Genomic DNA, 13,696 nt, shown 5'->3' on the forward strand with positions numbered 1-13,696 from the left:
GACGCCCGCCGCCCGAATCACCTTCATTTGAATCTAGGCGAGTCGGTTTGTCTAGGCCCCACTCAGAAAAAAATGGTTAACGGAACAAGCACTTGATCCTAGAAATATTAACACGGTCGAGTATTCGCAACTATTGAAGGCAACGATCGACGATATCTCTTGTATCTCTTGACAGGTCGTCTTCGGCAGAAATGCGTAATAATGCCTGTTTTGCAAGTGCGGCTCTGTTTTCCTCAAGCGCCCGCCAGGATCTGAAACTGGTCAAAAGACGGGAAGCGACCTGTGGATTTCGGTTATCAATTTCCAGAACCATGTCGGCCACAAAGTCAAATCCGCGACCGCTGGCGTGTGAAAATTGTGTCGGATTGCCCGTCGCAAAGGATTGTACCAGTGAGCGCAGCCGATTCGGGTTGGTCTTGTCGAACAAGGGATGCGCGGTTAGGGCGGTGATCCGGTCAAAGGCATCCTCCTTCGGTGCCGTGGCCTGCACCATGAACCACTTGTCCATGGCCAGCGAGGTGTCCTGGAACCGGTTAAGAAACGCGGCAAGAGCTGCCTCGGACCCGTGAAGGCCGTTATGCACCAGCATTAACAGCGCGGAGATGCGGTCCGTCATGTTGGTTGCCATGTCAAACCGCGTTTTAAGAAGTTCCGCCGTTCCCGGTTCGTCGGCGACCGCAAGAAGGGACAGGGCCCGGTTGGCAAAGGCGCGCTGTCCGGCTGCCGCCGCATCCGGCGAAAACGCTTCGCCATCAAGCTGTGCTGCGCCGATCAATGCCGAGTGATGCTGCAAACCGATGGCTTTGCGCAACGCCTGACGCGCCGCGTGGATCGCGTCCGGGTCGACATCCTTGCCGAGGTCGCGGGCAATGTCGGCTTCGCTTGGAAGGTCCAGGGTCTGGGCGCGGAAAGCAGGGTCCAGCGTAGTGTCTGAAATGGTTTCACCAAATGCGTCCACGAGTTTGACGTCCGGCAGCAGCGCCTTGTCCTGCCTTGCGTCGCCCGCCAGGCGGATCAGTTCCCGTGTGGCAAGAGTTTGGGTCGCTTGCCAACGGTTGAAGGGGTCGCTGTCCCTTTGAGCCAGGAACAAGAGATCCTGTTTGCTCTGGTCGAAGTCAAGCCGGACCGGCGCGGAAAACCTCCTTAGAAGCGACAGTACCGGACGCGCCTGAACGTTTTGAAGCGTGAAAGTCTGGGTGCGCTGTTTCAAGACCATCATGTCACCGCTCACATCGGAAGCGGGTGTCGGCACGAGGTCCATGTCCTTGCCATCTTCTCCCAACAGCCCGAAGCGGACGGGAATGACATTCGGATCGGTTTCGTCCTGCCCGGGCAGCGGCGGGATAGACTGGGACAAGGTCAGGCGCAGCTCCTGATTTTCTTCACTATACGTGCAGTCTACCTTGATCAGCGGCGTGCCGGCCTGTTCATACCAAAGCGCAAACTGGTCAAGGTCCGTGCCGGCCGCTTCGGCAAAACATGCCAGAAACGCTTCAATGGTTGTCGCCTCTCCGTCATGGCGCTGAAAATAAAGGTCCATGCCCGCCCGGAAGCTGTCCGGGCCAAGCAGGGTTTTCAGCATGCGAACGACCTCTGCACCCTTTTCATAGACGGTCGCTGTATAGAAGTTGTTGATCTCGCGGTAGGTGCGCGGACGGACCGGGTGGGCCAGAGGGCCGGCATCTTCGGGAAACTGGTGCGCTTTCAGCAGCCGGACATCCGATATGCGCTTGACGGGGCGGGAGCGCATGTCGGACGAGAACTCCTGATCGCGGAATACGGTCAGCCCCTCTTTCAGGCAGAGCTGAAACCAGTCACGGCAGGTGATCCGGTTGCCTGTCCAGTTGTGGAAATATTCGTGGGCTATCACCGCCTCGACATTGGCATAGTCCTGGTCCGTTGCCGTTTGCGGGTCGGCAAGAACATATTTGTCGTTGAAGATGTTTAGGCCCTTGTTCTCCATCGCACCCATGTTGAAGTCTGACACGGCTACGATATTGAAGACATCCAGGTCATATTCCAGCCCGAAGGTTTCTTCGTCCCAACGCATGGAACGCTTGAGCGAATCCATCGCCCAGTCGCACCAGTTTTCCCGGCCGTGCTCAACATAGATTGCCAGATCAACGGACCGGCCGGATGATGTGGTGAATGTGTCCCGCACGGCTGCCAGATCACCGCCGACCAGGGCGAACAGGTAGGATGGCTTGGGGAACGGGTCATGCCAGATCGCATAGTGGCGGTCGGTGCCGGGAATATCGCCGGCCTCTGACGGGTTGCCGTTGCCGAGCAATATTGGCGCATCGCTTTTGCGAGCCTCGATGCGGGTTGTGTAGACCGACAGGATGTCCGGCCGGTCCAGAAAGTAGGTGATGCGCCGGAAACCTTCCGCCTCGCACTGGGTGCAATAGGTGCCGGACGATCGGTAAAGACCCATAAGCTGGGTATTCGCTTCCGGGTTCACCCTGGTCCGGATCGTCAGCACAAAGGGGTCGGCGGGCGGGCTGTGCAGGACCAGTTTGTCGGGAGTAGCGGTGATTGCTGCGGGATCTGCCGGGAAGCCGTCGATTTGAACGCCCTCCAGCTCGAGACCGTCTCCGTCCAGCTCCAGCGGTGTGCCGGCTTTGGTGGCGTTTCCGCGCTCGATGTGAAGCTCTGCCGTCACAACGGTGGCCTGCGGTGCCAGCTTGACGTCCAGAAAGAGTTTCGAGATGCGGTACGGTGCGGGTGCGTAGTCCTCCAAACGAATGGCAACAGCCGTTTCCGATCGCATCAATATCTCCACATGGTTGTAAGTCTGCGCCTAACTCAATTGATCTTTTTTCAGGCGTCTTCAAGGTCGTTTTGGCAAAGTTGTTTGAGCCGGGTTACCAAGCCACTGTCTGGTTCGGCAAGAGGGTCGATGACCGTAAAATGATTCTGGCCGGCTTGAATGTCCAGCGTTCCATGAAGTTTTTCGGTCGTCCAGGTCTCGACCAGGTCCTTGCTTTGTTTATGAAATTCTTCGGATTCCTCGCCTCCGACCACGGCAATGAATTGACCGGTCTCCGGGATCGGGCCAAACAGCGGCGAAGCCTCCCGTGCGGTTCTGGCGTTGAGATGCAGGGCCTTGTTGATGCTCGTGTCGAGCAGCGGCTCAAGATCGAAAAGGCCGGAAATGGGCATGCCCCGGTCAGCGATCTCCGGAGGCAGATCAAATGTGCTCCAGTCGGTTGCCATAAGATCTGCCGTCAAATGCCCGCCCGCCGAGTGGCCGTAGACAAGCAGAGGCTTGCCCCATGTGCGCACGAGATGCGCCGCCAACAGGCGCATTTCCCGGCAAATGCCAGCAATATCGGTCCTGGGGCACAAGGTGTAGTTCGCAACGGCAACATCGAATCCGTGCAAACACAAGCCGCGGGCCATATGCGAGAACGAGCTCTTGTCGAGAGACTGCCAATAACCGCCATGAATGAACAGGGCGGTGCGGGACTGCGCCGGGGCATCATCGCTGGCGTAAAAGAAATCATAGGTCGTTCGCGGCTGGTCGGCATAGGGCATGTCGAGCAGGTTGCGCCAGCTGGTGCGGAAATCGGCGGCTCGGCGTGTCCAGTTCTCAAAGATTACAGGGTGCTCAGGAACCCTGGCCCGGTTGTTATACTGCGTCTCGTAGTCGGTATAGCCTTTGCTCGCCAAACCCGCCTCCCATTGTTGCGCTGATGATCGAAGCAGAAGACTGCTGCCTTCCGCAAGAGCGCCGGCCACGATTCCAAAAACACAGATCGAGGCGGTTCGGTGCAACCAGTGCTTTTGATTGTTGCATTTGGTGGCGGGCAGCGTTGTTATTGCACCTTAAGCTGAGGCTGGCAGGCAAATGGGCTCAGTTACATTTTCAATAAAGACATAGGCAGGGCGTGGATGACCGACGAAAAGGACAAGAACTCCAAACTCGACTCCATAATCGATTACAACACGAAGCACGCTTACGTTTACCTGCCGAAAATTCAATCCGAAAAGACTGATAAAGCGCCGGATGGCATTGACCTTGGCGCGATTGCCCGTCTTGGCGGGTACTCCGATCTCGAACAATCCGCTCACAAGGTCGAGACGGACCAGCTGCACTATTATCCGCAAAAGCACATCGACGACGCAGGCGGCAAAGACAGTGAGAATGTCTTCAAACAGGCAGCGGGTCCTGATTCCGATTCAAGTCATGGCATTCTGCTGGCATGCGATGGGCGCATGCTCGTAAAGGCTGGGGAGCGGCTTTATGTCGAGACAGGCGACCAGAGTTATCAGGTCAATGGAAACTATGAGCTGGATGCGACCGGAACGATCACGCTTTCAGCCGGTGGTGAAGTGACCGTCAAAAGCGGCAACGCCAAGTCCCTGACCATCAACGCGGGTGACAAGACCGGCGATGTCATTATCGACGCGAACAATCTCACTGAGAACATAGCGACGGACAAGACGACAAACATTCTGGGCAATCAGGTCGATCTGACCACCGGCTTTCACCAAAGCGCGATCCACGGCATGAGCCTGCAGTGGATTAAGGGGGCAAGTGTCCAGATGTTGCTCGGCGGGTCCGCCGTTGTCAGCATATCCCTTGGTTTTCAAACCTATACGTATCTCGTCAAACTCTATCAGATCGGGGATATGATCATTTCGACGAGCCGGGTAAAACTCGTCGGAAAAGATGTCAACGCGGTGCTTTCGGTCTCGAATTACGGTGCCTTGTCGATGGATAATTTTGTCGGCAAGGTCCGCACCGCGCTGACGCGCATGGACGCGATTGAACTGAAGACCGGAGAAGTGGCGGTAAACGCTTCCGCCGAACAACTGACCGCCCGGTCCAACGAAATTAAAGCCGAACTGGGCGATCTGGACGCGCGGACGAAGGTGATGACCGTGTTTGTCTAGCGGGACCGGTCCGGCGGCTTTCGCCGCCAAGGTTTTGACCAAAGCGGCCGGGGGGGCTATGCAGTGCAGCCGTGTTGCACAGCCAGGATATTTCCCATGAGTCGCCTCGACAGTTTCATCCGCCGCATGACGTCACAGAAAATCATTCTGGAGCATCTCGTCGATCAGGTGAATGAGATCGAGGGCCCGATTCTGGAACTGGGCCTTGGCAATGGCCGCACCTACGACCATTTGCGTGAGATTTATCCGGAAAAAGAGATTTTCGTATTCGATTTCGACATGACCTGCCATCCGAGCTCCGCGCCGGATGCGGAGCACATGATCCTCGGAGATATCCGCGAAACACTCGCGTTTTGCGGGCCGCGGGTCAAAGCAAAGGCCGCTTTCGCACACATTGATATCGGTTCCGCAGATCCGACCTACGATCTGGCGATTGCAAGCTGGTTGTCCCCCCTGATGGACGAGCGCATTGCGCCCGGTGGCTTTATTTTAACCGCGCTGGAACTGGACCTGCCGAATTTCGAGACCGTGGAAAAGCCGGAGGGCATTCACCCTGGCCGCTACCACATCTACCGGAAGGTCTCCGGCACCTGAGCCGGGGCACCTGAACCGGGGCACTTGAAGCTTCGCGAACTCTCAAAAGGATCATATGGAATGTCTGCGCCGCTTGAAGGCCTAAAGGTTGTTGAATTCGCTCGTATCCTGGCCGGACCCTGGATCGGCCAGACACTCGCGGATTTGGGCGCTGACGTGATCAAGGTGGAAAGCCCGGCCGGCGACGACACGCGCGGGTGGGGGCCGCCCTTTGTTGAGGGCGAAGATGGCAGCGCTTTGGATGCGGCGTATTTCCATTCCTGCAATCGCGGCAAACGGTCGATCACTGTCGACTTCAGAACGGAAGAAGGCCAGGGGACGGCCCGCAAACTGGCGGCGCAAGCCGATATCTTGATCGAGAACTTCAAGGTTGGCGGGCTTGCAAAATACGGCCTGGATTACGCCAGCCTGCACAAGATCAATCCGCGCCTGATTTATGCCTCCGTGACAGGCTTCGGGCAGGACGGGCCATATGCGCACCGCGCCGGCTACGATTTCATGATCCAGGGTATGGGCGGCATCATGGATCTGACCGGCGATCCGGAGGGCGAGCCGCAAAAGATCGGTGTTGCTTTTGCCGACATCTTCACCGGTCTTTACGGTGTGATCGGCATTCTGGCTGCCGTTCAAAAACGTCAGCGGACCGGCTTGGGGGAGCGTGTCGACCTGGCACTCATGGATGCCCAGGTCAGTGTCCTTGCCAATCAAGCGCTCAACTTTTTCGTGTCGGGCAAAGCTCCAAAACGCTTGGGAAATGCGCATCCGAACATTGTTCCCTATCAGGTGTTTGAGGTGCGCGACGGGCATTTGATCGTCGCCGTTGGCAATGACGGGCAGTTTGCCAAGCTCTGTGCCGTCCTGGGCATGCCTGAGCTTTCGGGTGATCCTGCCTATGCGACCAACGCCGCCCGTGTTGCCCACCGCGAGGTGCTTGTGCCGCTTCTTGCGGAAAAAATCAGGTTCTTTGGCCGCGATGCTCTGCTCGAAGCGCTTGAGGCGCAAGGTGTTCCGGCCGGGCCGATCAACTCGGTGGCTGACGTTTTTGCCGATCCGCAGGTGGCCCACCGCAACCTGAAGGTCGATTTGCCGGCGGCTGGGGCCAAAGGCGGGCACGTGCCTTCGGTGCGCACGCCGATAAGGTTTTCTGACAGCGAGCTGGTGTTGGACCGCGCTGCGCCACGGCTTGGCGAACACACAGGTGAAATCCTGAACGAGCTGGAACAGCTTGAACTGGATCTGTGACATCATCTGATATGCCGCCGGCCAGGAGTGCCGGGCGGCACGGCACCGTCACAGACCGCGATGCCACAACTTGATACCCTTTTTAAGGCCGCCTCAACTGTTCCTGCCATTTACAAAAGCAAACGAACACCATAGCGAGGCAGACAGGGCTCACCTGTGGTAACATTTCGGCCCATGCTTGTTGGCGTTGTGAACAGGATCCATGACGGAAAATAGTGGTAACAAGAGAAGAATTAAGCTGCCTCTGACGCGGATCATGGGGTTGGGATTCGGCGCTTTCGTCGCGTTAAGCCTTGCGCTTGTGCTGTTGTTGTCGGTCATCGCGAATTTTCAGAACACGTTTTCGCTGCTCAACGACAAGGCGATCCTCATCACGCAGTCGATGGAAACGCAGCTGCGCCGGCATTTTGAAGCCGTCAAACTTGCCGCCATCGGCTTGAAACCGTTTTTCGACGACGGCCCGCTTGATCCCGAAAACGTGGCCATGACAAAGCAGGAGCTGATGCTGGCCATCGTCGGCAATCCAACGGTGAGCGTCTTCGTCGTCACCTTGCCCAACGGCATGAATTACGGCGTTTACAAGGAACCGGGACAACGGCCGGAAGCTTTCGACGGCCAAGTCCCGAGCCAGGGAGGCAAGACCTATGAGCTGCCGGAGATCGCCGTTGACAGTCCGCCGTCCTGGGGTCCTCTGGTCCACAACGAATATGGCCAGTATGCAAATGTATCGGTTCCGATTGTCCGCGATGGCGAACTTGCCGGTATCCTGACGGCCGCAAGCTCGCTCGCGGATTTGAGCCGCAGCATCGCCAATCTGGATGAGGGGGCGGACGCGACCACCTTCATCATCGCCAATGGCGATGAGATCATCATGCATTCTGACACGGCATGGCTGCAGACCGGAGGAAAGCCCGCTCTTGCGCTGCCTGCACCTCGTTTGGAGTTTGGTGATCCGGTCCTGAAAGCGGTCGGCGAGCGCGAGATTTTGCCTGAATTCCAAAGAGCGGCGGAGATGGGCATTGAAGTGTCGATGATCCCGGCGGCAGATGATGAGTTCATCATGATGCGCGCGGTGATGCCCGGCTTCAGCGACGATCCCTGGGTGATCGGTCAGTATTTTCAAAGTGCGTCGATTTCGCGCGAGATCCAAAGGCTGGCCGGTTCCGCAGCTGTCGGGTTTGGCGCTTTGATCGTCGCTGTGGTGATCGCCGCATGGCTTGGGCGCCGGTTTGCGCGCCCTTTGCGCGAACTTGCGCGCCAGTCGGAAAAGGTCGGCACATTGTCCCTGGACGAGGTGGACCGTCTTCCGCGCAGCCGAGTTGCCGAGCTGGACCAGGTGGCTGTTGCTTTCAATGCCATGGTCGACGGTCTGAAGGCCATGAACACGTATGTCCCGAGATCCTTGTTCATCAAGCTGATGCGTTTGGGAGGACAGGACGCTGCTATAGCACGCGAGGCAGAGCTGACTGTGCTTTTCACTGATATCGTCGGATTTACCGCTATCTCGGAGCATATGAGCGCGACGGAATTGGCACAGAGCCTGAATTCGCATTTCGCCATACTTGTCGAGGCGGTCGAAAAGAACGGCGGCACGGTCGACAAGTTCATTGGCGACGGCATGCTCGCCTTCTGGGGCGCGCCCGATGCCCGGCCGGATCATGCCGAGGCGGCCGTTTCGACCGCGCGCCAGATCGCGATCGCGGTTCGCAAGGCGAATGATCGTGCCCGTGCCGAAGGCCGCGAGGGCATTCAGTTGCGGATTGGCATTCATACAGGTCTGGCTGTTGTCGGGAATGTCGGCGCACTTGACCGCTGGAACTACACTGTGGTGGGTGACACCGTGAACACGGCTGAACGGCTTCAGTCGCTCGGTCGGGAGGTTGCGATCTCCGACGAGGTCGTCATTCTGGCCAGCAGCGACACCATTGCCGCCCTTCCCAGCGAGGTGGCCAAAACCCATGCCGGTCTTTACAGCCTGCGCGGGCGATCCGAGTCTCTGGATGTCTGGAAGCTGGATCCATTTGTAGACGAAATCCGGCAGGCTGCCGATATCAAGTCCAGCGGCGCGGCATCGACCGCTGCGGAGTAAGCCGGCCGGACATGACCGCGCATAATATTTTTATGCGCGTGTGTTTGCCAATCGTAAACAGATCGGTGTTTTATTTGAGCGCGTGAGGCCAGCGAGAGTTCAAGCCGCACGCAGGTTTTTGATCGGAGGCTTGATCGATTAACAAGCTCTTTGTTTCGTTGGTTTGTGTTCTCGTGGCAGCGCTTGTGCCGATTTGCGCGGCCGCGGCTGAAGAGCGTGTGACGATCCTTGCGGTGCACTATCCGCCATTCGAAATGGAAGAGCCGATCGATGGCTTGCGCGGCTTTGACTATGAGGTGGTGCTGGAGGCGTTCAAACGTGCCGGTATCGAGGCTGAAATCCAGTTCGTACCGTGGAAACGGGCGATGAGCGATGTTGAGAACGGACAGGCCACCGGCGCCTTGTCTTGCGCGGACAGTCCGGAGCGCAGCGATCTGTTCTTTATCTCCGACAAAATCAGCGAGGAAAATTACGGCCTTTACACTCGAAAGGGGTTCAAAGGGCCGGTGCTGTCCAATATCGCAGATGTGGCGGGCGTTGCCGTCGCGGCCGTCTCCGGATACGCGATCTTCGATGAATTGAACAGCGCAGACGCGGTCGCGATCCCCCTGGCGGATGATCTTTCCGGGCTGAACATGCTGGACGTGGAGCGGTTCAACTATCTGTATGCCGGCCGCCGGAACAATGATTTTCTGATCAAGCAACACGGACTAAGCGGAAAGTTCGATTTCACAGAGTTTCGCTCGATCAATTATCACGTCTGCTTCTCAAAGGTTTATCCGGGCATAAACGACATCCTGCGGGCTTTTAATAAGGGTCTTGCAGAGGTACGGGCGGACGGAACCTATCAGGCGATTCATAGCAAGTACCGGTAGTTGGAACGCATGTGATTGTGAGACGTTGGACGACATGTGAGGGCGTTCGACTGTCGCTTGCCGTCGTGTCAGCGTCATGATGTTGTGTGATCTGGATCATGGCATGGCAATTGTTCAGCCACCATTGCTAAGTGACTGGCAAATGTGGTTGTCTTTACCTGGTTGAGCGGGTTTAAACACCCTGCCGGCGGACACTGTGAAGGAGGGGAACAACAGTGAACGTGCTGTCAATCGATGGTCTGACTGTCGATTTTAACACCGCGGAAGGCAAGGTCCGCGCGGTGGACGACGTGTCTTTTGCTGTGCCCGAGAACAAAACCGTTGCTTTGGTGGGGGAGTCCGGGTCCGGGAAGACCGTGATCTCACAAACCATCATGGGGCTGCTGCCGACAATGGCGGACATCACCGAAGGGCATGTTGTTCTCAGCGACCCGCATGGCAAAGTCCCCCCGGTGGACATTGCAACGCTGGACCGCAAGGGAAAGACCATGCGGAGCCTGCGCGGCAACCGGATATCGATTATCTTTCAGGAACCCATGACATCCTTGTCGCCGCTGCACACGATCGGCGACCAGATTGGCGAGGCCGCCGTCTTGCACCGGGACTGCAGCGCCGCCGAGGCGCGCGATCTAACCCAGGAGATGTTGCGGCTGGTCCAGTTTCCCGATCCCAAACGCGGACTGGACACCTATCCCTTTGAGCTGTCCGGCGGCCTTCGCCAGCGCGCCATGATCGCAATGGCAATGATATGCCATCCCGCATTGTTGATTGCCGATGAGCCGACAACAGCGCTCGATGTCACGATCCAGGCGGAAATCCTGAAGCTGATCAAGGATGTGCAGGCCGAATTAAAAATGTCGGTTCTGATGATCACGCACGATTTCGGGGTCGTCGCCAACATGGCAGACGAGGTCGTCGTGATCTATCACGGCCGCATCATGGAAAAGGGCACTGCGCAGGACCTTTTCTCCAACCCCAAACACGACTATCTCAAAGCGCTTCTCAACGCCGTGCCCAGCTTCAATATGGACCGGGACGAACGGCTGATGCCCATCCGGCCGATCGAGGTCAAGGCAGATTCGCTCAAACAGCGCGGAACCGCGAGCAAGGTGGCGCCGGGCCAGCCTCTTGTTGAGATGCACGATGTCGTTAAGGAATTCACCTTGCGCAAGGGTGGTCTGTTTTCGACCAAGCCTGCCAGTGTCCGCGCGCTCGACATGATCAATCTCACCATCAAGAAGGGCGAATGCCTCGGCCTTGTTGGCGAATCCGGCTCGGGCAAAACCACTGCGGCAAAAGCGATCTTGCGGGCGATTGAAATCGAAGAGGGAACCATCCGTTACAATCATGGCAGCGGCCTTGAGAATGTTCACAAACTCCGCGGCCCGGATCTTCTGGACTACCGGCGCCGTGTCCAGCTGATTTTCCAGGATCCGTTTTCCTCGCTTAATCCGCGCATGACCGTGAACGATATCCTGACCGAGCCGCTGCAGATCCACAATATCGGCACCGCGGCAGAGCAGGCGGAAAGGGCGCGGTCCCTGATGGATCTTGTCGGGCTGGATCCGCGCTTCCTGCGCCGGTATCCGCATTCGTTCTCGGGCGGGCAGCGTCAGCGGATCGGCATAGCGCGCGCACTCGCACTCAACCCGGAATTCATATTGTGCGATGAGCCTACTTCCGCACTGGATGTCTCCGTCCAGGCGCAGATCCTCAACCTGCTTCAGGATCTGAAACGGGATCTCAACCTGACCTACCTGTTTGTGAGTCACAACCTGGCCGTGGTCGACTACATTGCCGACCGCATAGCCGTGATGTGCCGGGGCAGGCTGGTTGAGGTTGGCGAGACCCGCGAAGTGGTCTCCAATCCGCTTCATCCATACACCCGGGCGCTGCTGTCGGCTGTGCCCGAACCGGATTTGAACACCCCGCTCGATTTTGCGGCGCTTGATGCCAATCGCGCCTCCGAGCCGGGTGAATGGCCTGAGCCGTTCCGTGTGGTGGACGGGATCGAGCCGGTACTCATTGAAATGGAACCAAACCATTTCGTTTGCGCACCCGGGATGAAAACCCGGGGCGCCCTTGAGGGGACTGCCGCATGAGCATACTGAAAACGGGAGGCCTTGCCGGCCTCGCGCTCGCCTTGGCCGGGATAGGGTCGGCCTGGGCGCTGGATTTGAAAGAAACACCGGATGTTGATCCGTCCCTGCCGCCGGTTGCGGAGCGGGTGCCTGATGAGCCGCTGGTTGTCGACATGGAAGGCAAGGGCCGGACCATCGGCACACCGGGAGGCACACTCAACACACTGATCGGCCGCTCAAAAGACGTTCGCCTGATCAACGTGTGGGGCTATGCCCGGCTGGTTGGCTACGACAGCGAGCTCAATCTCGTTCCCGATATCCTGGAGGATGTCGAAGTCGAAGAGGGCCGCATCTTCACGCTGGAAACCCGCGAAGGGCACAAATGGTCGGATGGCCATCCGTTCGGCGCGGAAGACATCCGCTACTGGTATGAAGATATCGCGCTGAATGAAAACCTGACGCCGTCCGGCCTGCCGCCGTTCATGTTGTCGGACGGGAAGCCGCCGAAATTCGAAGTTCTGGATGAAACGACGGTCCGTTTCACATGGGACACTCCGAACCCGCTATTTCTGCCCGAATTGGCCAAGTCGCGTCCGCCGTTCATTTACCGTCCTGCTCATTACCTGAAACAGTTCCACGAAAAATATGGCGACCCGGAAACGATTAAGGCCGAAGCCGCCAAGGTAAAGGCACGGTCCTGGGCACCGTTACACAACAAAAAAGACGACATGTACAACGCACTCAATCCAGACATGCCGTCTCTTCAACCCTGGATCCGCACTGATAACGGCAGCGACTTACGCTTTGTTCTAACGCGCAACCCCTACTACCACCGGTTGGACACTGCCGGTCAGCAGCTGCCCTATATCAGCGAAGTCATCATGACGGTCGCGGACAGCAAACTGATCCCGGCCAAGGCGCAGGCGGGCGAGACCGATCTCCAGGCCCGGAATCTGAGTTTTGCCGACATAACGGTCTTGAAGCAGGGCGAAGCCCAGCAAGGCTATACGACGGCGCTGTGGTCCAACTCCAAGGGAGCGGAAATCTCGATACTGCCAAACCTGACCGTTGCCGACCCGGACTGGCGCAAGCTGTTGCGCGACAAGCGGTTCCGCCACGCGCTGTCCTATGGGATCGACCGCGAAATGGTCAACCGTGTGCTGTTTTTCGGGCTAGGCAAGACGGGAAATGACACCGTGCTGCCCGCAAGTCCGCTGTTCAAGCCGGAATACCGGACGAAACATGCGGTTTACGATCCGGAAAAAGCCAATGATCTGCTGGATCAGATTGGACTGACCGAGCGCAACAATGACGGCGTCCGCTTGATGGAAAACGGCAAGCCGCTCGAAATCATCATTGAAACCTATGGCGAAAGCCAAACGGAAGCCGATGCGCTGGAGCTTGTGTCGGAAAACTGGAAAGACATTGGCGTTAAGCTCTACATTAAGCCCAGCCAGCGCGACATCGTCCGCGAACGGGCGATCACCGGCGATCTGGTGATGTCTGTCACACCCGGTCTGGAAAACGGCATCGCAACGTCGGAAATGCCGCCCACCGATCTGGCCCCCGCGCGTGGCGATCTGCTTCTTTGGCACGATTGGGGCGATTATTACGAGACCAAGGGCGAGGGCGGTGAAAAGCCGGACTGGGCGCCGGCCATCCGCCTCATGGAGCTCTACGCTGCGTGGAACAGTTCGGCATCACCGGAAGAGCGCACCGGGATCTGGCATGAAATGCTGGAAATCAACGCGGAAGAGACCATCCGCATCGGCCTCGTAGCTGAAGTGCCGCAGCCGGTCTTGATCAACGGCGTCAAGAATGTTCCCCAAACCGCGATCTACGGCTGGGATCCGGGGGCACATTTCGGTCTGCACCGGATGGATGAATTTTACCTCAGCGATACAAAGCGCTGATAT

The 13,696-nt window shown here is 57.7% G+C and carries 9 protein-coding genes; 7 read left to right on the plus strand and 2 right to left on the minus strand.

Annotated elements, in window-relative coordinates; translation table 11 throughout:
• Positions 1–130: 130 nt before the first annotated feature.
• Complete coding sequence (gene pepN, locus JM93_RS07845; protein ID WP_145342021.1) at positions 131–2,770, minus strand: aminopeptidase N; 2,640 nt, start codon at positions 2,768–2,770, stop codon at positions 131–133.
• Positions 2,771–2,820: 50 nt separating this feature from the next.
• Positions 2,821–3,672: an alpha/beta hydrolase gene (locus JM93_RS07850; protein ID WP_145342023.1), complete on the minus strand. Its 852-nt coding sequence runs from the start codon at positions 3,670–3,672 to the stop codon at positions 2,821–2,823.
• A gap of 222 nt (positions 3,673–3,894) precedes the next feature.
• On the opposite strand from JM93_RS07850, the gene JM93_RS07855 reads away from it, so the two are divergent.
• The 7 genes from JM93_RS07855 to JM93_RS07885 all read left to right on the plus strand — a co-directional run bounded on the left by JM93_RS07855 (position 3,895) and on the right by JM93_RS07885 (position 13,693).
• Positions 3,895–4,899, plus strand: coding sequence for a hypothetical protein (locus JM93_RS07855; RefSeq protein WP_145342025.1), 1,005 nt, complete (start codon positions 3,895–3,897; stop codon positions 4,897–4,899).
• A gap of 96 nt (positions 4,900–4,995) precedes the next feature.
• A complete protein-coding gene (locus JM93_RS07860) occupies positions 4,996–5,493 on the plus strand; it encodes a class I SAM-dependent methyltransferase (RefSeq protein WP_145342027.1) in 498 nt (165 codons plus the stop codon).
• Positions 5,494–5,553: 60 nt separating this feature from the next.
• Positions 5,554–6,735, plus strand: a complete 1,182-nt coding sequence (locus JM93_RS07865) for a CaiB/BaiF CoA transferase family protein (RefSeq protein WP_145342029.1) — start codon at positions 5,554–5,556, stop codon at positions 6,733–6,735.
• A 256-nt stretch (positions 6,736–6,991) separates the two neighbouring features.
• Complete coding sequence (locus JM93_RS07870) at positions 6,992–8,824, plus strand: adenylate/guanylate cyclase domain-containing protein (protein WP_208995019.1); 1,833 nt, start codon at positions 6,992–6,994, stop codon at positions 8,822–8,824.
• Between the two features lie 173 nt (positions 8,825–8,997).
• Complete coding sequence (locus tag JM93_RS07875; RefSeq protein ID WP_145342033.1) at positions 8,998–9,699, plus strand: substrate-binding periplasmic protein; 702 nt, start codon at positions 8,998–9,000, stop codon at positions 9,697–9,699.
• 215 nt (positions 9,700–9,914) lie between these two features.
• Complete coding sequence (locus JM93_RS07880; RefSeq protein WP_145342035.1) at positions 9,915–11,801, plus strand: ABC transporter ATP-binding protein; 1,887 nt, start codon at positions 9,915–9,917, stop codon at positions 11,799–11,801.
• Complete coding sequence (locus JM93_RS07885; RefSeq protein ID WP_145342037.1) at positions 11,798–13,693, plus strand: ABC transporter substrate-binding protein; 1,896 nt, start codon at positions 11,798–11,800, stop codon at positions 13,691–13,693. Before JM93_RS07880 ends, JM93_RS07885 begins: the two co-directional genes overlap by 4 nt.
• Positions 13,694–13,696: the final 3 nt, after the last annotated feature.

Origin of the sequence: Roseibium hamelinense (genome assembly GCF_007830545.1) — a bacterium.
Taxonomy (GTDB): Bacteria; Pseudomonadota; Alphaproteobacteria; order Rhizobiales; family Stappiaceae; genus Roseibium; species Roseibium hamelinense.

Bases quoted from the DNA above. Each gene is read 5' to 3' on its own strand.
- JM93_RS07865 (WP_145342029.1), top strand. From the start codon at position 5,554: ATGTCTGCGCCGCTTGAAGGCCTAAAGGTTGTTGAATTCGCTCGTATC.
- JM93_RS07870 (WP_208995019.1), top strand. From the start codon at position 6,992: ATGGGGTTGGGATTCGGCGCTTTCGTCGCGTTAAGCCTTGCGCTTGTG.
- JM93_RS07855 (WP_145342025.1), top strand. From the start codon at position 3,895: ATGACCGACGAAAAGGACAAGAACTCCAAACTCGACTCCATAATCGAT.
- JM93_RS07860 (WP_145342027.1), top strand. From the start codon at position 4,996: ATGAGTCGCCTCGACAGTTTCATCCGCCGCATGACGTCACAGAAAATC.
- JM93_RS07885 (WP_145342037.1), top strand. From the start codon at position 11,798: ATGAGCATACTGAAAACGGGAGGCCTTGCCGGCCTCGCGCTCGCCTTG.
- pepN (WP_145342021.1), bottom strand. From the start codon at position 2,770: ATGCGATCGGAAACGGCTGTTGCCATTCGTTTGGAGGACTACGCACCC.